18 protein-coding genes are annotated in these 18,961 nt (G+C 69.8%); 8 read left to right on the top strand and 10 right to left on the bottom strand.

The window, feature by feature from the left end:
* The first annotated feature begins 100 nt into the window (after positions 1-100).
* The 3 genes from metE to ACFYTQ_RS00625 all read left to right on the top strand — a co-directional run bounded on the left by metE (position 101) and on the right by ACFYTQ_RS00625 (position 4,784).
* Positions 101-2,356: a 5-methyltetrahydropteroyltriglutamate--homocysteine S-methyltransferase gene (metE, locus tag ACFYTQ_RS00635; protein WP_387356950.1), complete on the top strand. Its 2,256-nt coding sequence runs from the start codon at positions 101-103 to the stop codon at positions 2,354-2,356.
* Positions 2,357-2,492: 136 nt separating this feature from the next.
* Complete coding sequence (locus ACFYTQ_RS00630; RefSeq protein WP_387355849.1) at positions 2,493-3,179, top strand: DUF4352 domain-containing protein; 687 nt, start codon at positions 2,493-2,495, stop codon at positions 3,177-3,179.
* Between the two features lie 183 nt (positions 3,180-3,362).
* The gene (locus tag ACFYTQ_RS00625; RefSeq protein ID WP_387355847.1) at positions 3,363-4,784 is read left to right on the top strand and encodes a short-chain fatty acyl-CoA regulator family protein; all 1,422 of its coding nucleotides are present in this window, start codon (positions 3,363-3,365) and stop codon (positions 4,782-4,784) included.
* Here the strand turns inward: ACFYTQ_RS00625 and ACFYTQ_RS00620 are convergent, their stop codons facing one another.
* From ACFYTQ_RS00620 to ACFYTQ_RS00610, 3 genes are all read right to left on the bottom strand, one after another.
* Positions 4,785-5,690 (bottom strand): DMT family transporter, encoded by a 906-nt coding sequence (locus ACFYTQ_RS00620; RefSeq protein WP_387355844.1) that lies wholly within the window; start codon positions 5,688-5,690, stop codon positions 4,785-4,787. It abuts the gene before it with no gap.
* Positions 5,691-5,911: 221 nt separating this feature from the next.
* The gene (gene recG / locus ACFYTQ_RS00615; protein WP_387355842.1) at positions 5,912-8,179 is read right to left on the bottom strand and encodes an ATP-dependent DNA helicase RecG; all 2,268 of its coding nucleotides are present in this window, start codon (positions 8,177-8,179) and stop codon (positions 5,912-5,914) included.
* Entirely contained in the window at positions 8,180-10,069 is a 1,890-nt protein-coding gene (locus ACFYTQ_RS00610; protein ID WP_387355840.1) for a DAK2 domain-containing protein, read from the bottom strand. It abuts the gene before it with no gap.
* 407 nt (positions 10,070-10,476) lie between these two features.
* Here ACFYTQ_RS00610 and rpmB point away from each other — a divergent pair, with 407 nt between their 5' ends.
* Both rpmB and ACFYTQ_RS00600 read left to right on the top strand, forming a co-directional pair.
* Positions 10,477-10,668 carry a 50S ribosomal protein L28 gene (gene rpmB, locus ACFYTQ_RS00605; protein ID WP_011210730.1) on the top strand — a complete coding sequence of 64 codons (192 nt, stop codon included), beginning with the start codon at positions 10,477-10,479 and terminating at the stop codon, positions 10,666-10,668.
* A 67-nt stretch (positions 10,669-10,735) separates the two neighbouring features.
* Positions 10,736-11,242, top strand: coding sequence for a GNAT family N-acetyltransferase (locus ACFYTQ_RS00600; RefSeq protein ID WP_387355838.1), 507 nt, complete (start codon positions 10,736-10,738; stop codon positions 11,240-11,242).
* Here the strand turns inward: ACFYTQ_RS00600 and ACFYTQ_RS00595 are convergent.
* From ACFYTQ_RS00595 to ACFYTQ_RS00585, 3 genes are read right to left on the bottom strand one after another with little or no spacing between them, the layout of a single operon-like run.
* Positions 11,226-11,486: a hypothetical protein gene (locus ACFYTQ_RS00595; protein ID WP_387355837.1), complete on the bottom strand. Its 261-nt coding sequence runs from the start codon at positions 11,484-11,486 to the stop codon at positions 11,226-11,228. The genes ACFYTQ_RS00600 and ACFYTQ_RS00595 overlap by 17 nt on opposite strands.
* A 40-nt stretch (positions 11,487-11,526) precedes the next feature.
* Positions 11,527-12,204 carry a uracil-DNA glycosylase gene (locus ACFYTQ_RS00590; RefSeq protein WP_387355836.1) on the bottom strand — a complete coding sequence of 226 codons (678 nt, stop codon included), beginning with the start codon at positions 12,202-12,204 and terminating at the stop codon, positions 11,527-11,529.
* 39 nt (positions 12,205-12,243) lie between these two features.
* The gene (locus tag ACFYTQ_RS00585; protein WP_387356948.1) at positions 12,244-13,209 is read right to left on the bottom strand and encodes a thiamine-phosphate kinase; all 966 of its coding nucleotides are present in this window, start codon (positions 13,207-13,209) and stop codon (positions 12,244-12,246) included.
* A 132-nt stretch (positions 13,210-13,341) separates the two neighbouring features.
* On the opposite strand from ACFYTQ_RS00585, the gene ACFYTQ_RS00580 reads away from it, so the two are divergent.
* Positions 13,342-13,932, top strand: a complete 591-nt coding sequence (locus ACFYTQ_RS00580) for a DUF3515 domain-containing protein (protein ID WP_387355835.1) — start codon at positions 13,342-13,344, stop codon at positions 13,930-13,932.
* Here the strand turns inward: ACFYTQ_RS00580 and ACFYTQ_RS00575 are convergent.
* Positions 13,929-14,387, bottom strand: coding sequence for a pyridoxamine 5'-phosphate oxidase family protein (locus tag ACFYTQ_RS00575; protein WP_387355833.1), 459 nt, complete (start codon positions 14,385-14,387; stop codon positions 13,929-13,931). The genes ACFYTQ_RS00580 and ACFYTQ_RS00575 overlap by 4 nt on opposite strands.
* Positions 14,388-14,478: 91 nt before the next feature.
* Between ACFYTQ_RS00575 and ACFYTQ_RS00570 the strand changes: the two genes are divergently transcribed.
* Together ACFYTQ_RS00570 and ACFYTQ_RS00565 are read left to right on the top strand one after the other, a co-directional pair.
* The gene (locus ACFYTQ_RS00570; protein ID WP_387355832.1) at positions 14,479-15,576 is read left to right on the top strand and encodes a DUF1152 domain-containing protein; all 1,098 of its coding nucleotides are present in this window, start codon (positions 14,479-14,481) and stop codon (positions 15,574-15,576) included.
* Positions 15,577-15,588: 12 nt separating this feature from the next.
* The gene (locus ACFYTQ_RS00565; protein ID WP_387355831.1) at positions 15,589-16,485 is read left to right on the top strand and encodes an NAD-dependent epimerase/dehydratase family protein; all 897 of its coding nucleotides are present in this window, start codon (positions 15,589-15,591) and stop codon (positions 16,483-16,485) included.
* Here ACFYTQ_RS00565 and ACFYTQ_RS00560 read toward each other — a convergent pair whose 3' ends face one another.
* The 3 genes from ACFYTQ_RS00560 to ACFYTQ_RS00550 are packed head-to-tail and all read right to left on the bottom strand — an operon-like array spanning position 16,486 to position 18,913.
* Positions 16,486-16,785: a DUF6191 domain-containing protein gene (locus ACFYTQ_RS00560; RefSeq protein WP_387355829.1), complete on the bottom strand. Its 300-nt coding sequence runs from the start codon at positions 16,783-16,785 to the stop codon at positions 16,486-16,488.
* 24 nt (positions 16,786-16,809) lie between these two features.
* Positions 16,810-17,883 (bottom strand): D-alanine--D-alanine ligase family protein, encoded by a 1,074-nt coding sequence (locus ACFYTQ_RS00555; RefSeq protein WP_387355827.1) that lies wholly within the window; start codon positions 17,881-17,883, stop codon positions 16,810-16,812.
* Positions 17,884-17,917: 34 nt separating this feature from the next.
* On the bottom strand, positions 17,918-18,913 hold the full coding sequence (locus tag ACFYTQ_RS00550) for an NAD(P)H-dependent glycerol-3-phosphate dehydrogenase (RefSeq protein WP_387355826.1): 996 nt from the start codon (positions 18,911-18,913) through the stop codon (positions 17,918-17,920).
* Positions 18,914-18,961: the final 48 nt, after the last annotated feature.

Raw genomic sequence — 18,961 nt, 5'->3', positions numbered from 1 at the left:
CGCCTCGTGGATCGGGCGGACGGGCACTGCGTTTCGGGGCTTCGTCTGCCGTTAGGGCGGTGACCAGTGACTTCCAGTACTGGAGAACACCGTGACTCAGATTTCCCACACGCCGTTCACCGCAACGGTTCTCGGCATTCCGCGCATCGGTCCGCGGCGCGAACTCAAGCGCGCGATCGAGGGCTACTGGGCCGGGCGGATCGACGCCGCCGAACTGCACGATGTCGCCGCGGCGCTGCGGCGCGCTCAGTTGACCGCGCTGCGCGACGCCGGGCTGGACTCGGTGCCGGTCGGCACCTTCTCCTATTACGACCAGATGCTCGACACCGCGGTCCTGTTGGGCGCGTTGCCGTCTCGGGTCGCCGGGATCGAGGACCCGCTGGACCGGTACTTCGCCGCGGCGCGCGGGGCGGAGTCGATCGAACCGCTGGAGATGACGAAGTGGTTCGATACGAACTATCACTATCTGGTTCCGGAGATCGGCCGGGACACCGTCTTCGCGCTGCGGCCGGACAAGGTGCTCGCGGAGTTGCGGGAGGCACGCGAGCTGGGCGTGCCCGCGCGCCCGGTTGTGGTGGGGCCGTTGACATTTCTGAAGTTGGCCAAGGGCGTCGACGGCACGGAACCGGTGAGCAGGCTCGCGGATCTGGTGCCGCTGTATCGAGAGCTGTTGGCGCGGTTGGCGTCCGCCGGTGCCGAGTGGGTGCAGATCGATGAGCCGATCCTCGTCACCGATCTGACCGAGGACGAAATCGACTCGGTGCGTGACACTTACGGCCGATTGGCCGAGGCGTCCGAACGTCCGGCCCTGTTGGTCGCCACCTATTTCGGCCGCCCGGGACCGGCCCTGGCGGCACTCGCGGCGACCGATATCGAGGCCGTCGCAGTCGATCTCACCCGCGGCGCCACCGTCGACGATATCGCCGCCGTGCCCGCGCTGGCGAACAAGCTGCTGGTCGCGGGCGTGGTGAACGGGCGCAATGTGTGGCGGGCGGATCTCGACGGCGCGCTCGGCACGCTGGGAACGTTGCTGGGCAGCGTCGGCGAGCTGGCGGTGTCGACGTCGAGTTCGCTGCTGCACGTACCCTATTCGCTGATCGCCGAGCCCGATCTCGATCCGGCCCTGCGCTCGTGGCTGGCCTTCGGTGCGGAGAAGGTTCGCGAAGTGGTCACCCTGGCGACCGCGCTGCGTTCCGGTACGGACGCCGTGGCGGACGAATTGGCCACGGCGCGAAGGGCTTCGGCGAGCCGTCGCGCGGATCCCCGGCTGCACGACGACCGGATCCGGGCCCGCCTCGCCGCCCTCGGCACCCACCATCGCGCCCCTGCCGAGGAACGCCGTGCGCTGCAACGGGATCGGCTGAACCTGCCGCCGCTGCCGACCACCACGATCGGCTCGTATCCGCAGACGTCCGAGATTCGCAAGGCGCGCGCGGCGTTTCGCGCGGGCGAGATCGATGCCGAGGAGTACCGGCGACGGATGCGCGCCGAGATCGACGCGGTCATCGCCTTGCAGGAGGGGCTGGGCCTGGACGTCCTCGTGCACGGCGAGCCCGAGCGCAACGATATGGTGCAGTACTTCGCCGAACAGCTGGACGGGTTCGCCGCGACCGTGAACGGGTGGGTGCAGTCCTACGGCACCCGGTGCGTTCGCCCGCCCATCCTGTACGGCGACGTGGTGCGCCGCGCGCCGATGACCGTCGACTGGATCGCCTACGCGCAGTCGCGCACCGACAAGCCGGTCAAGGGCATGCTCACCGGTCCTGTCACCATTCTGGCCTGGTCCTTCGTCCGGGACGACCAGCCGCTGGCCGACACCGCCGGGCAGATCGCGCTCGCCATCCGCGACGAGACGGTCGATCTCCAGTCCGCCGGGATCCGCGTCATCCAGGTCGACGAGCCCGCCCTGCGCGAACTCCTCCCCCTGCGCGCGGCCGCCCGGCCCGACTACCTCGACTGGTCCGTCCGCGCCTTCCGCCTCGCCACCAGCGGCGTGTCCGACGCGACCCAGATCCACACCCACCTGTGCTACTCGGAGTTCGGCGAGATCATCGGCGCCATAGCCGCTCTCGACGCCGACGTCACCTCCATCGAGGCGGCGCGATCACGAATGGAGGTCCTCGACGACCTCGACACGATCGGATTCCATCTGGGCGTGGGGCCGGGAGTGTACGACATCCATTCCCCCCGTGTGCCTTCGGTCGAGGAGATCACGGCCTCACTGACGGCGGCGCTGAAAGCCGTTCCCGCCGAGAGGCTTTGGGTCAATCCGGACTGCGGGCTGAAGACGCGAGGGCCTGCCGAGGTGGAGGCGTCGCTGCGAAACATGGTGCGGGCGGCTCATTCTCTGCGCTAGAGCACACGGGCTCCTCGCTCTCGGACCGAGAACGAGGAGCCCGTCCCGTCGTCCGACGCCTGTAACGAACCCCGCGATCCCCTCGATGTGCTTCGGCAAAGTCTGTGAGCAGCAGCACAATCGAGAGGGTGGAGTAATGACCAACGCTGGATGGCCGCCGCCGGGATCACCGCCTCCGGGATGGCAACCGGTGCAGCCCTATCCGGGGATGCCGCCGAAGAAGGGAGCGGGTCCCGGGCGCGTCCTGCTGATCGTCCTCGGCGTGATCATCCTGGGCTGCTTCGGTTTCGGCGTCATCGGCGCGATGGTCGGCGGCAAGGACACGAAAACAGCCTCGTCGGCGACCGCTCGACCCGCACCCGCCGCCGCGCAGGCCGACAACCAGGGCACGAACGCGGCACCGCCGCCGAAGCAAGAGGCGGCACTCCCCGGCCTGAACACCCCGGTTCGGGATGGCAAGTTCGAGTTCGTGGTGACCAACGTCGAGACCGGACTGAAGGTGGTCGGGGACAACCCCTTCCTGCGGCGGACCGCCCAGGGGGCCTACACGATCGTCACGATGACGGTCACCAATACTTCCGATAAGCCGCACGGCTTCTCACCGTCCGATCAATACGTCTTCGATCAGAGCGGGCGCAAATTCGAGAACGACGGCGCGGCGGCGATCAACCTCCAGCCCGACACGAGTCTCTACGCCTCGGTGAATCCCGGCAACAAGGTCACCGCCCAGGTCGTGTTCGACCTCCCCGCCGATGCCGTGCCTCGTTACATCGTGCTGCACGATTCGATGTTCTCGGGCGGCGGCAAAGTCGCGCTGCAGTAGCCGCCTGCTCGTGCGGACCGGTCGGCGGCCCGACGCGCCGACCGGCGCCGTCTCGCGGGCCGTGGCATAGGTTCGCACCCTACGCAGGGGGCGTTTGGTACAAAACGCCGGGCCATGATCGAATTGGGGGGACCTGCCGGGGATATTGCAATGATTGCGAAGGCGGGTGGGTAGCATCGGCTCGTGCGCAAGATGTATGCGGGAGCCAGGCTGCGGCGGTTGCGCGAGGAACGGCGGATGACCCAGGCCGCGTTGGCCAAGTCGCTGGACCTGTCGCCCAGCTATCTCAACCAGCTCGAGCGGGATCAGCGGCCGTTGACGATTCCGGTGCTGCTGAAGCTCAATTCGACCTTCGACCTCGACGTCCAGTTCTTCGCCGCCGATTCCGACGCGCGGCTGGTCTCGGATCTGCACGAGGTGCTCGTGGAGGCGGCGGGCGGGACCGCGCCGCCCGCGGCCGAGGTCGAGGATCTGGCCACGCGGCTACCCGAGGTCGCCAAGACGATCGTGTCCATGCACCGGCGGCTACGCGCGGCGACCGATCAGCTCGACCTGCTGTCGTCCAAGGTCGCGACGCCGACCGGCGCGCCCGGGGTGCCGATGCCGTACGAGGACGTGCGCGACTTCTTCTACGACCAGCACAATCACATCGCCCAGCTCGACCTCGCCGCCGAGCGCCTGTTCGAGGAGTGCGGGCTGTCGGTCGGCTCGCTGGACCGGCAACTCGCGCGCGTCGCCGAGGAGAAGGCGGGCGTGACGGTGCTGGTGCGCGGCGACGGCGCGGACCCGAACATCCCCAAGCGGTACTACGAGCCCGAGACCCGCACCCTGACCCTGGCCCGGCGACTCCGCCCGGGGCAGCGCGCGTTTCAGATCGCGACCACGCTGGCCTTCCTGCTCTACGGCCCGATGATCGACGAGATCCTCGGCGACACGCCCGCGCTGACCGGCGAATCGCGGGGACTCGCGCGGGTGGGCCTGGCCAACTACTTCGCGGGCGCGCTGATCCTGCCGTACGGGAGGTTCCTGCGCTCGGCGGAGGAGTTGCGCTACGACATCGACCTGCTCAGCCTGCGTTTCGAGGTCGGCTTCGAGACGGTCTGTCATCGGCTGAGCACCCTGCAACGGCAGGGGCAGCGCGGGGTGCCGTTCTTCTTCGTGCGCACCGATCGGGCGGGCAACATCTCCAAACGGCAGTCCGCGACGGCGTTCCACTTCTCGCGCGTGGGCGGCAGCTGCCCGCTGTGGGTGGTGCACGAGGCGTTCGCGCATCCGGGGCGGATCCTCACCCAGATGGCGTCGATGCCCGATGGGCGGCGCTATCTGTGGGTGGCGCGCACGGCCAATCCCGGCCCGCACGGATTCGGCACGGCCAGTAAGGAATTCGCCATCGGACTGGGCTGCGATATCGAATACGCCGACCGGCTGGTGTATTCGAAGGGGCTGCAACTCGACGATCCCTCCGCGGCCGTCCCGATCGGGGCGGGCTGCAAGGTGTGCGAGCGCGCGGCCTGTCCGCAACGGGCGTTCCCGCAGATCGGGCGGCCGCTCGCGATCGCGGAGAACAGCTCGATTGATCTGCCGTATCCGCGCGCGGCGCGCTGATCACCGTTTCGCGCTGCGGGTGGCGCCGATGGAAGCCGCGACCACACAACCGATTCCGGCCCATTGCGGCAGATTCATCAACTGCCCCAGCACCACCACGCCCGCGAGCGCCGCGACCGCCGGCTCCAGGCTCATGAGCACCCCGAACACCCGCGGCGGAATGCGGCGCAGCGCCTCGAGTTCCACCGAATACGGCACCACCGACGACAGCAGCGCCACCCCGAATCCGGCAGCGAGCGCCGTCGGATCGAGCAGCGCGGCCCCGGCGTCGGCGATGCCGACCGGCGCGACGATCAGGCCGCCGAACGCCATGGCCAGCGCCAAACCGCCACCGCCGCTGGTGGTTTCGCCGACCTTGGCGCTGAGCAGGATGTAGCCGACCCAGCAGACCGCCGCGGCCAGCGCGAAGCCGATTCCCGTCCAGGCGACCGGCCCGTCGGCGCGGGTGAGGAACAGCACGCCGCCGCCCGCGAGCAGCGCCCACACCGGATCGACCCAGCGCCGCGACCCGGCGAGGGCGAGCCCGAGCGGTCCGAGGAATTCGACGGTCACGGCCATACCCAGCGGAATCCGGTCGATCGCCTCGTAGAAGCAGAGGTTCATCAGCCCGAGCACCAGCCCGAAGCCGAGCACCGCGGGCACCGCGCGCCGCCCCACCCGCAGCCCCGACCGCCAGAACAGCAGCAGCACGATCCCCGCGAAGAACAACCGCAAGCTGACCGCCCCCGCGGGCCCGGTCGCCACGAACAGCCGCGTCGCCAGCGCCGCCCCCAACTGCACGCTCACGATCCCCGCCAGCACCAGCAGCGTCGGCGGCACCCCGCCCACTCCCTGCCGCACCGGCAAGCGCGAAAACAGCTGCGGCAGAGCCGTCCTCCCCCACCCTCCGACTTCGATCGCTACCACCGCGCCTCCTTTCGCCGCATACTCCCATCCGGCAGCATCTCATCACCCACCGACAAGGAGCGATCCGAGCATCCCGACAGACCGCGGTCCCCGGCCGAACAAGGAGACCCGAGCACCCCGAGACCCCGGCCCCGGGGCTGATTGCGGTCGGACAAGGAGACCCGAGCATCCCGACAGACCGCGGCCCCCCGGGCGGATTCCGGTCGAAGTGGCGGCGCCCGTCAGGATTTGGCGAGGTATTCGATGCGTTCGGAGTCGACGGCGGCGCGCATCATCGAGGCGAGGCCGGGGTGGTCGCGGAGGCCGGGGTCGGCGGTGACGACGTCGCGGGCGAGTTGCTGTGCGGCGGTGATGACTTCGAGATCGTCGAGCAGGGAGAGCAGGCGCAGGCTGCGGGCGGTGCCGGACTGCGCGGATCCGAGGACATCGCCCTCGCGTCGTTGCCGCAGGTCGAGAACGGAGAGTTCGAAGCCGTCGAGGGTGGCGGCGACGGCCTCGAGGCGGGCCATGGCGGTGCCCATGGGCCCGGTCTCGGTGATCAGCAGGCACAGGCCGGGATGTTTGCCACGGCCGACGCGGCCGCGCAGCTGATGCAACTGGCTGACGCCGAAGCGGTCGGCGTCGACGATGACCATGACGGTGGCGTTCGGGACGTCCACCCCGACCTCGACGACCGTGGTGCACACCAGCACATCGATCTCGGCCTCGTTGAACGATCGCATGACGCGATCCTTCTCGTCGTTGGGCAGGCGGCCGTGCAGCAGACCCACGCGCAGCCCGGCCAGCGGTCCCGCGCTCAATGTCTCGTAGACGTCGACCGCGGAATGGGTGGTGGGCTGTTCCTTGTCCTCGGCGGCCTTGGCCTTGCGGCCCTTGCCCTTCGGTTCGTCGTCCTCGTCGCCGATGCGCGAGCACACCACATACGCCTGCCGTCCGGCGCCGACCTCCTCGCGGATGCGTTCCCAGGCCCGTTCCACCCACGCCGGTTTCATGCGCGCGGGCACCACGCGGGTGGTGATCGGCGACCGGCCACGCGGCAGTTCGGTCAGCGTGGAGGTCTCCAGATCGCCGAGGGTGGTCATGGCGATGGTGCGCGGGATCGGCGTCGCGGTCATGACCAGCAGATGCGGGCTGGTGTCGCCTTTCGCCTTGGCGCGCAACGCGTCCCGCTGCTCGACGCCGAACCGGTGCTGCTCGTCGACGATCACCATGCCCAGGGCGTGGAACTCCACCGCGTCCTGGATCAGCGCGTGCGTGCCGATGACGATGCCCGCCTCGCCGGTCATGGCGTCCAGCAGGGCCGCCTTCTTCGTCGCCGTCGGCATCGAACCGGTGACGAGCACGACCTTGGTGGCCCGTTCGTCCGCGCCCAGCTCCCCCGCCGTGCCGAGATCGCCCAGCATCGCGCGCAGCGACCGATAGTGCTGTGCGGCAAGCACTTCCGTAGGCGCCAGCAGCGCGCACTGCAATCCGGCGTCGACCACCTGGAGCATGGCGTGCAGCGCGACGATGGTCTTGCCCGAACCGACCTCGCCCTGCAACAGCCGGTGCATGGGCTGGGTGCGCGCGAGATCGTCGGAGATCTCACCGATCACCTTCCGCTGCCCGGCGGTCAGCTCGAACGGCAGCCGCTCCTCGAAGGCCGCGGCGATGCCGTCGGGACGGGGCGGGCACGACGGGGCGGTGCGACCCTGAACGTCGTGGCGGCGTTCGGCGAGCACCAGCTGCAAGGCCAGCGCCTCGTCGAAACGCAAACGCTCCCTTGCCTGTTCGATATCGGACTTGCGTTCGGGCAGATGGATCAGCCGCAGCGCGTCGGAGATCGCCATCAGCGCGTGTTCCGCGCGGATCTCGGGGCCGAGGGGGTCATCGATCGGGTCGAGCTGGTCGAGAACCTGCCGGACACAGGCCAGCACGTCCCAGCTCTGCACCTTGGCCGTGGCCGCGTAGACCGGGATGAACTCGCGTTCGAAGAACGAGACGTCCACGCCCGCAGCGCCTTTCGCGCTCTCGGCCAGGCCGCGCAGGCTGCCGCCGCCGCGCACCGAGGTGAGGTTCTCGATGGTCTCGCCCGCCTCGGGGAGGATGAGGTACGAGGGGTGCGAGAGGTTCCAGCGGTCGGGCCGCCACCAGTGCACGGTGCCCGACATCATCGCCCGAACGCCTTGTTTCACAAGGTAGTTCACCTTGTCGCCGTTGAAGAAGGTGATCTCCACCGGGCGCGCGGAGCCGGTGTCGAGTTCGACCTTGAGCAGTTTGCCGCGCCGCTGGCGCATGGGCCGCAGCTCGGTCTTGGTGACCCGGCCGACGACGGTGATGTGCGTGCCCTCCTCGGGGGCCTCCTCGGTGAGCGGCTGGCCCTGGGTGGCGTAGCGCAGCGGGTAGTGGCGCAGCAGATCCTCGACGGTGTGCATGTCGAAGGCGTCGGCCAGCGGTTCGGCCGCCTTCACCCCGAGCACGTGATCGAGCCGGTCGCCCAGAGTCGCCATCTATTCCACCCCGATCTGCACCAGGTCCACCGGCTGGCCGCCGTCGTAGGAGACGACCTCCACGCCCGGGAAGGTCGCCGAAATGTGTTCGGCCAGTTCGTCGGCCAGCCCGGCGGGGGCGTCCGCGCCCAGCAGCAGCGTCACCAGTTCGCCGCCGAGGCCGAGCATCCGGTCCAGCAGGGTGCGCGCGGCGGCCCGCAGGTCCGGGTCGATGACCACCACGTCGTGCCCGACCAGGCCGAGCCCGTCGCCCTCGCCGCAGGTCCCGACGATGGTGAGGGCCCGCTCGGTCGCGATGCGCAGCGCGCCCCAGCGGGTGCCCGCGGCGGCCTCGGACATGGTGAAGGCGTCGTCGACGGCGATCCGGCCCGCGTCGTGCAGGGCCAGCGCCGCCAGACCCTGCACCATCGACCCGCTGGGCAGCATGAGCACCTCGCGCCGCCCGTCGCGCGCGGCGACGCTGACGGCGACCAGTTCGTGGGCGGGCAGCGCGCCGTTGGGCAGCACCAGCACCTCCCGATGCGGCAGCGCGCGGATGGCGGCGAGCAGCACCTCGGCGGTCACCTCGCCGTCCAGGACCGTCGCGCCCGCGTCCTCGAACAGCCGCGCCGCGCCCGCGCCCCGCACGACCGCCAGAATCCCGCGTTCGCCGGAGCCTTGCACCGCAAGGGGATTCACGGCCAGGCCCTCGATCCGGATCTTGCTCAACGCGCCGGTCGCCAGCCCCGCCTCCACCGCCGCGCCCGCGTCGGCGCAATGCACGTGGGCGGAGAAGGCGCCGCCGCCGTCACCCACGACGACCACCGAATCACCCAGCGCCGCAAGGCTTTTCCGCAGCTCGGCGATGCGCTCGTCATCCGTTTCGGAGATCACGTACATGACCTCGTACTGCGGAATGGCGGGGGCGGGGCGAACCAGGTCGGAGACCTCGGCGGTTCCGATGGTGGCGAGGAGGTCCCTGCCTTCGGCGGGAACAAGAGGGGAAGTGGCGGGAACACGAGGGGAAGTCGTGGGAACAGGTGGGGGAGAACCGGGAACAGACGGGGAAGAACCGAGAACCGACGAGGACGAACCAGGAACCGAGGAGGGCGAACCAGGAACCGATGGGGAAGTACCGGGAACCGACCAGGAAGTAGCGGGAACGGACGAGGGAGAACTGGGAGCAGGCGAGGAAGAAGGGGGAACCGAGGGGGAAGCGGGAACCGAAGGGGAAGAAGCGGGTTCCGAGATGGAACCGGCGGTGTTGTCCTTCAGGTACGGCGGGCGGCTCGGGGACTGGCCGGTGATCACCTCGACCCAGGCGTCGAACAGGACCAGCAGGCCGCGGGCTCCCGCGTCCACGACCCCGGCTTCGCGGAGGACGCCCAATTGGGAGGTGGTCTCGCGCACGGCCTTCGCGACGCCCTCGGCGGCGGCCGAGGCGAGGTCGGCCAGGGATTCTCCGGACGACTCCGCGACGCGGGCGGCCGCGGCCTCCAGGACCGTGAGCATGGTGCCGTCGACGGGGGCGCTCAGGGATTCGCGGACCAGGACGGCCGCGCGGCGCAGGGCGACGGGGAACGTGCGGGCGGTCAGGGGGCCGTCGACGACCGCTTCGGCGAGGCCGCGCAGGACCTGCGAGAGGATGATGCCCGAATTGCCGCGCGCGCCAAGGGTTCCCGCGCGGGACATGGCGGCGGCGACGGCGTGCGCAGAGTCGGTGGCGGCGACCGCCTCGACGGCGGCGCGCATGGTGGTCAGCAGGTTGGTGCCGGTGTCGGAGTCGGCGACCGGAAAGACGTTGAGCGCGTTGATCTCCTCGCGGTGCCGCTCGAGTCCGTCCAGGCAGAGTCGGCCCCAGCGAGCCAACGCCGCGCCGTCGAGCACCTCCCGGACCCCGGGCACCGTCACCGTCCTTCCACCGCTACCGCGATCCCGCGCACACCCCCGCCAAGCCTAACCCGCCCCACCGACACCCCCGGCGCACCCATCGCCATGTCCACCTCGGTGGTTCCACCCTCCCCGTGGCACAAACCACACCCGCCGCCACGCTGGACCGTCGGCTCCCCGGCGCCGCCGAAGCGCGTGGTGCCGAGCGGGCAGCGCCTGAGCACGGAACGGGCGGCCGGGCCACGAGCAACCGAGCGGGGGCGATTGGACATCGGCGGAGACCGCCCGTTACTCTTGCAGGGTTGCCTCACGCGACCGCGTTCGGTCGCGGGTGTCGGCGGCTCTCGCCGACAGGCATTGAAGACACGTTTCCGGACGGGCTGTCCTCGCGACAGCGGTCCCCACATGACATGAAGGAGCTCGCGACTATGGCTGCCGTCTGCGACGTCTGCGCCAAGGGCCCCGGCTTCGGTAAGTCGGTTTCGCACTCGCACCGGCGCACCAACCGTCGCTGGAACCCCAACATCCAGACCGTGCGCGCCCAGGTCGCCCCGGGCAACACGCGTCGGATGAACGTGTGCACCTCCTGCCTGAAGGCGGGCAAGGTCGTCCGCGGCTGAGCCGCGCCCACTACCCGCGAAACCCCGGCGCCCACGGTGCCGGGGTTTCGTCGTCCCCGAGGACATCGTGACCGACTGGCGCATTCTCGAACTCGACGCCCCGCACGTCTGGAGCCTGGCGGAATGTCATATCGCCTGCTGGCGGGAGGCGTATCGGGAGCTGGTCCCCGCGCACGTGCTCGCGGCCTTCGACGTCGACCAGCGCGCCGCCGCCTGGGAGCGCGTCCGCGTCCGCTACCCGGGCAGCACGGTGATCGCGGTGACCGACGACACCGTCATCGGCTTCGCCAGCGGCGGCCCCGCCCGAGAGGAAACGCCGGTGGCCCCCCGGGAGCTGAACGCGATGTACGTTCGCGCTCCCTGGTACGGCACCGGCGTCGCTCACGATCTGCTGCGCGCGATCCTCGACTTCGAGGTCGACACCTCGCTGTGGGTGTTCGAGGAGAACCCGCGCGCCCAGACCTTCTATCGGAAGTACGGCTTCGAACTCGACGGCACGCGCAAGATCGAGGCGTTCACCCCGGCCGTCGAGGTCCGCATGGTCCGCCGCGTGAAACTCACTGACCGCCGTTGAGGCAGTCCAGACCACCCTGCGCGCTGACGCTCTGGAAGACGCACAGCACCCGCGCGTTCACATTGGACGACAGCGACGCCGAACCCGTCTGCGGATCGTAGAGCGCCAGCACCGGACCCGCCTCCTGCGTGGTCGCCTCCGGCTCCAACGGAATGGTCCCGGCCTGCGCCACGGCGGGCGCACCGAGGATGGCCGCTCCGGCGACTGCGGTGACAACGGCACCACGGACGGATTTCATCTGCATGCAACTGCTCCTGATTCGCTCGAACAACCTCACGCCACGGCTACGGCAACCGCCAGTCGACCGGGGCGGCACCCAATGTACCGAGCAACTCGTTGGTCCGGGAGAACGGCCTCGAACCGAAGAAACCTCGCGAGGCGGACAGCGGTGAGGGATGGGCGGATTCGATGTAGGGCACGGTGCCGAGCATCGGCTTCAACGTGGACGCGTCGCGGCCCCACAGGATGGCCACCAACGGCTGGTCGCGGGCGACGAGCGCGCGAATCGCCTGCTCGGTCACCGCTTCCCAGCCCTTGCCCCGATGCGAGGCGGGCTGACCCGGCTGCACGGTGAGCACCCTGTTGAGCAGCAGCACGCCCTGATCCGACCACGGCGACAGGTCACCGCACGAGGGCGTGGGGAAGCCGAGGTCCTTGGTGTATTCGGAGAAGATGTTGGCGAGGCTGCGCGGCACGGGCGAAACGTCCGGCGCCACCGAGAAACTCAGGCCCATGGCGTGGCCGGGTGTCGGGTAGGGGTCCTGGCCCACGATCAGCACCCGCACCTTGTCGAAGGGCCGCTGGAACGCGCGCAGCACGTTCTCGCCCTTCGGGAAGTAGCCTCGCCCCGCGGCGTTCTCGGCCCGCAGGAACTCGCCCATCTCGCCGATCTTCTCGGCGACCGGCGCGAGTGCCTCGGCCCAGCCCGTATCGATGATCTCCGACAGTGGTTTTGCGCCCATGGCCGGAAAACATAGCGCGGCCGTTGCCACCGCGGTAGGTCAACCTCCGCCCGCGAACGACTCCCAGCCGACCGGTCCGGACCATGCGCGGCCGCCGACGGTCACACCGGTCCCGTCCGTGACGCGGCCGACCTGCGTCCAGCCGGGCGGAAGTGGCTGTCCGCCAGGGAAAGTCGCGGCGAAGGCGTGATCTTCCCCACCGGCGAGGGACCAGGCGAGCGGGTCGGCGTCGAGGCGTTCGGCGACCGGGGTCAGGGCGGGATCGCGGACGGCGTCCGGGTCGAGATCGATGGCGACGCCGGAGGATTCGGCGACATGTCCGGTGTCGGCGAGGAGGCCGTCGGAGACGTCGGTCATGGCGGTGACGACCGTGCCCCGGGGCAGATTCCGGACCGACTCGTAGGGCGGTCGCGGAAGACGGTGGGCGGCAACGACTTCCGGGTACGCCGCCGGATCGAGTCCGGCGGACAGGACGGCGAGTCCGGCGGCGGACCAGCCCAGCCGACCGGCGACCGCGAGGATGTCGCCCGGCTGGGCGCCCGAGCGCAGGACGGGAGGCCGGAGGGGATCGCCGAAGGCGGTCACCGAGACGATCAGCAGCGGGGCGCTCACCACATCGCCGCCCGCGATCGATCCGCCCGCGCGCCGCGCCTCGGCCCACAGGCCCTCGACCAGGCCGTCGACGAATTCGACGGCGGTGTCGGGCGGGCAGGCCAGCGAGACGACGAAGGCGCTGGGCTCGGCGCCCATGGCGACGACATCGGCGGCGTTCTGCGCGACGGCCTTGGCGCCGATATCGCGCGGGCTCGACCAGTCGAGGCGAAAGTGTCGGTCCTGCACCAGCATGTCGGTGGTCACGACATAGCGTCCGGCCGGGGCGGCGATCACCGCCGCGTCGTCGCCGGGTCCGACCACGACATTCGACCCCTGCGCGCGCCCCGCGTTCATGCGCGCGATCAGCCCGAACTCCCCGAGTTCACGCACGGTCCGCGGCGTCTCGGCGATGGCGATCTCCTTCCGTGCGCGGGCGGGGTGTGGGCCGCATTACGCTACCGTGGCCCCCGGTTCGGTCGGAATCGCCCTGGTCGTTAGGCTCGGTGGGCCGAACGACGGACGACGCGGGAGACGAATCAGGGAATGAGCGAGGACGGCGAGCGCTCCGAGACGGAGAGTCGGGTAGCGGAAGAGTCGCCCCCGACCTCCCCCGCCCTCATCGCTACGGCCGTCGCCCTCCCGGTCGCCTTGATCGTCGCGGTCCTCGTCATCGCGGTCATGTCCCGCCAGCACACCACACGCGACCCGCTGGCCCTCGGCTCGGTCCCCGCCCCCGGCGCGACGAGCCAGCCGTGCGCGGATCTGCTGGCCGCCCTGCCCGACAAGGTCGGTGACCTCACCAAATCCGAACTGGCGCAACCCGCCCCACCTGCCACGTCCGCATGGCAGCCGACCGAAGGCGGCGACGCGGTGGTCCTGCGCTGCGGCCTGGACCGCCCGCTGGAGTTCAACCAGGCATCGCCCCTCCAGATCGTCAACGGCGTCAACTGGTTCGAGGTCCGCGACCAGACCAACAACGCCACCTCGGGCACCTGGTTCGCCGTCGACCGCAGCACCTACATCGCGGTGACCATGCCCACGAGCGCGGGACCGACTCCGCTGCAGGACATCTCGAACACGATCACCAAGGTGCTACCCCCGAAGCCGATCGATCCCGGCCCGGTGCCGAACTAGCGGCCCGAAATGCGCCGACGAGGATCGGACCGATAGTTCTCCTCATCGAACAGAACCCACTCGCTGACAGCGATCTCGTAGAGCCGCGAGGCACCCCCGGGCATGGCATCGAACACGCGCTTCGCGTTGGGCCAGCGCTCCACGAATCTGGCCGCCAGCTCATCGATCCCGGTTCCCGGAAGCTCTCGGGCCTGCCCCACGAACTGAACCCCGCGCGCGGTCTGCCCCAACTCGACCACGGGGATATCGATGATCGCCCCCGCGACCGAGGGCGTGCGGCGAATGTTCTCCGAATGCTCACGGTCGGCTCGGGAGACGAAATACAGCAGGTCGGGAGCGAAGTTCGGCAGATACCAGACACTGCACACGCGCGGCGTCCCATCGCCGCTCACGCTGGCAAGCTGCATCAACTTGCCCGATCGGACGTAGTGCTCGAGGTGGTCGCGTTCGTTCACGCCTCGATCCTCGCGTACGCCGCTCGGAGCGAGGGCAGGACCCGCTCCGTATGGTCCAACCGACCAGCGCGAGTTCCTTACAGTGACGGCCATGACGGCGATAGCGATCGCGGCGGGTGGTGGGGGCGATGCGATCACGGCGGCCGCATTGGCAGCGGCAAGGCCGGATATGCAGATTGCTGCCATCATGACCTGGTCGTGGGATCGGTTGATGGTGGATCCGACGCCCGGGCCGCGGGCGGTGGCTGATTTCTCGGGGCTGGCCGACCTGGGTGGGGTGTGGGAGGTGCGGGCGGATGCGCGTCTTCGTGGGGACGGTCGGTCGACGCTGCCGCGACTCGCGCGGCACGTGCGGCTACCGATACTGCTTGCCGACGCGACCGCCGGTGTCGTCGGGCTGGCCGCGCATATGCGCTGTGCCACAACGGCATTCGGTGCCGGTCGGCTGGTCGTCGTCGATGTAGGCGGCGACATACTCGCCACGGGCGACGAGGCGGGGTTGCGTAGCCCACTGGCCGATTCCGTCGCGCTCGCCGCAGCGGTTCGTACCGGGCTGCCGGTGCAGGTGCTGGTTACCGGAATCGGGCTCGATGGCGAGCTCACGTCGGCGGAGGCGGCGGACCGGCTCGCAACTTTGGAGGCGAAACCGTTCGGACGGTTGGTCGCCTCGGATTTCGCCGCGCTGCAAGAAGTCTGGATGTGGCATCCGTCCGAGGCGAACGGTCTGCTCGCCGCCGCGGCGGCCGGATTTCGCGGTCGAGTGGGGACTCAGCGGGGTGTGATCGTCGAGGTGGGCGACGCCTCGGTCGACGTGCACGACGTTCCGGCCGATGCCCTCGCGAAAAGCACGCTCGCGCGGGCGGTTGCGGACACGGCCACGTTCGACGAGATCGAGCGGGTGCTGCGGAAGCGGCGGGGGTACAGCGACGTCGATATCGAACGCCAGCGACTCACCAACCGGCCACCCACCCGGACGCCGACCGTCGAGACGGTCGCGATGATCGACGGATACGTGGCCGACGCGGACCGTCGTGGGCTCGACGCTCTCACGTTGCGCCGAGTATCGGAATTGGTGGGCGCGACGGATACCCGATCGGCCGAGGCGTTGCGAGAGATCCTGCGACAGCATCGGCCTCGGAACTTTCGGCCCCCGCTCTACGAGTGCCGCCTGCCGCGTCCCTCGGCCTGACATGATGACGCCGTGCGCGTACTGGTCACCGGAGCAAGCGGGTACGTGGGCCGCGCGGTCGTCGGGTCGCTGGCGGAACGAGGGCATGAGCCTGTCGCGATGGTGCGCGAAGGCACTATCCGTATCGACGGGGTGAGCGCTACCCGGATGGCCGATCTGTTCGATGCCGGGTCCCTTCGTCGAGCCGTGTCGGGCGTGGACGCCGTCTGTCATTTGGCGGGACTCGCGAGAGCGCGGGAATCCGTGGGGGAACCGCTCCGGTACTTCCGGGCCAATGTGGTCGGCACCGTCGCGTTGCTCGAGGCGATGGAGGGAGCCGGGGTGGGTCGGATCGTCTTCGCCTCCACGGGTTCCGTTTACGGGAGTCCCGAGACGCAGCCGATGACGGAGGAGCTGCCGACCGCCCCTCCGCATCCTTACGCGAGCAGCAAGCTCGCTGCCGAGTCGGCGATCGAATCGCAGTGCGGCACCGGAAGATTGACCGCCGTCGTCATCCGAATGCTGAACGTCGCGGGTGGAGTCGATCCCGATCCGACTCGGCTGCTCCCACGCGCGCTCATCGCCGCCCGGGATGGCAGCCCGCTCGCGGTCAATGGCGACGGCTCATCGGTGCGTGACTATCTGCACGTCTCGGATGCCGCCGACGCCTTCGCCGCCGCGATCGACCATATGCCGCCAGGCGGGCATACGACCTACAACGTCGGCAGCGGAATCGGCAGCAGTGTGAACGAGGTGATCGATGCGGTCGAAACGGTTACCGGACAACGTCTTTCAGTAGACCATCACCCAGCCGTCGCCGAACCGAGAATCATCGTCAGCGATCCCGCGAAAGCCATCCGCGAACTCGCCTGGAGCCCGCACCGATCCACCCTCGAGGCGATCGTGCGCGACGCCTGGCGCGCCGGATGATCACTCCCGCCGCAACCGCACCTTCCCCGCACCCAAATCCACATCCACCCCGCCCGAGTCCCCATCCCCCGGACTCTCCCGATGCATAAGCACCGACTGACGCTCCTCGAACTCGTACCGCTTCCCCGAATCGAACACCGCGTCGAACTGCTCGAAACCGATTGCGGCGGCGCCGCGGCCGTCTCGGTCGCGCATCCAGGGCAGGGCCGTGCGGCCGGTGGACTTGCGGAACAGGACCTCGGCGAAGGCCACGGCGATGAGCAGGAGGGCCAGGCCGGGGAGGGTCATCGCGACGAGCACGGGGTCCAGCGTACCGGCGAGGGGCTAGCGGAGGCCGGTGCCGCGGGTGAGGGCGGTGTCTATGAGGGTGGTGACGAGGGTGGGGTTGTCGATGCCGGTGCTCTCCCACATGCGGGGGTACATGGAGATCGAGGTCATGCCGGGCATGGTGTTGATCTCGTTGATGACCGGGCCGTCGGCGGTGACGAAGAAGTCGACGCGGGCCAGGCCCTGGCAGTCGAGGGCGCGGAAGGCTTGGACGGCCAGGTCCCGAATCTGTTGGGCCACATCGTCGTCCAGCTTGGCCGGGATATCGAACTCGCAGATGTCGTCGAGGTATTTGGTGTCGAAGTCGTAGAACGCGGCCTCGCCCTCGGGCATGCGGATCTCGGCGGGAACGCTCGCCTCCACCCGGCCGTCGGGGAACTCCAGCACCCCGCATTCGACCTCGCGCCCCTCGATGCCCGCCTCCACGATCACCTTCGGATCGTGTTGGCGCGCAACGGCGATGGCGGCCTCGAGGTCGTCCCAGTCGTCGACCTTGGTGATGCCGATGGAGGAGCCGCCGCGGGCGGGTTTGACGAAGACCGGCAGTCCCAGGCGTCGGCGATCGGCCTCGGCGACGGTGGCCGTGCCCGGCCGTAGGACGACGTAGTCGCCGACCGGAATGCCTTCGGCCGCAAGGAGTTTCTTCATGAACTCCTTGTCCATCCCGGTCGCACTGGCCAGCACCCCGGGGCCGACGTACGGCAGCCCGGCCATCTCGAGCAGCCCCTGCACCGTGCCGTCCTCGCCGAAAGCGCCGTGCAGCACCGGGAACACGACATCGATCGGCCCCGGCCCCTCGGAACCGTCTACGGGCACCAGACCGCCGGACCGGCCGAGCACCAGCTCCGCGCCCCCGGATTCCACCGACGGCAGCGCGCGATCCGCGATGGCGAGCGTGCGCGCGTCCGAACCGGCCAGCACCCAGGTGCCCTCGCGGGTGATGCCGACCGGGACGGCCTCGAATCGGTCGGGGTCGAGGTTGCGCAGCACGAAGCCCGCCGAGACACACGACACCGCGTGCTCGTTGCTCCGCCCGCCGAAGACGACCGCGACCCTGATCCGATTAGTCATAGAGCGAACCGTACCCAAACCGGCGTGCCGCCACTCATTCCGGTTTCATCCGGCGTCCGAGCAGCTGGCCCACCGCGTCGGACACCGACAGGCCCTCGTGACACACCTGCGACACGGCCAGGGTCAACGGCATCTCCACCTCGCTGCGCTCGGCCAGCGCGCGGATCGACGTGCACGACTTGACGCCCTCGGCGACCTGGCCGTTGGTCGCGCGCTGCGCGGCCTCCATCGAGCCACCCGCGCCCAGCACATGCCCGAAGGACCGGTTGCGCGACAGCGGTGAGGTGCAGGTCGCGACCAGATCGCCCACCCCGGCGAGCCCCGCGAGGGTCACCGGATTCGCGCCCAGCGCCACGCCGAGCCGCATGATCTCGGCCAGCCCGCGGGTGATCAGGCTCGCGATCGAGTTGGAGCCCAGGCCCATTCCCGCCGCGATGCCGCAGGCCAGCGCGATCACGTTCTTGCAGGCGCCGCCGAGTTCGCAGCCGATCACGTCGGTGTTGGTGTAGGGGCGGAAGTAGCCGGTGCCGCAGGCGTGCTGAACCGCTTCGGCGCGTTCGGGATCCACGCACGCCACCACCGCGGCGGCCGGTTGCCCGGCGGCGATCTCGCGGGCCAGGTTCGGCCCGGACAGTACGGCGATGCGGCCGGGGTCGGCGCGGGTGACCTCGTGGACGACCTGGCTCATCCGCAGCAGCGTCCCGGTCTCGACGCCCTTGGCCAGGCTCAGCAGCGTCGACCCGGCGGGCACGTGCTCGCTCCACGCCGCGAGGTTCGCGCGCAACGACTGCGAGGGGACGGCCAGCACGACGATGTCGGCCCCGTCGAGCGCCTGCCGATAGTCGTCGGTGGCCGCGATGCCCGTCAGGTCCACCTCGGGCAGATAGGTGGGATTGTGCCGCTCGGCGGCGATGGCCTTGGCCACCTCCGCCCGCCGCGCCCACATCGTCACGTCCGTACCCGCGTCGTTCAACACCTTCGCGAACGCGGTGCCCCACGATCCCGCACCCATCACTGCCGCGCTAGTCATGTGGCCAATATGCCACCCGGCATGGGGCATCCTCGCGATATTCCGCTG

Origin of the sequence: Nocardia sp. NPDC004068, from assembly GCF_042874315.1 — a bacterium.
GTDB lineage: Bacteria > Actinomycetota > Actinomycetes > Mycobacteriales > Mycobacteriaceae > Nocardia.
The sequence above is the reverse complement of the archived record's forward strand: the minus strand, read 5'-3'. Positions and strand labels throughout refer to the sequence as shown.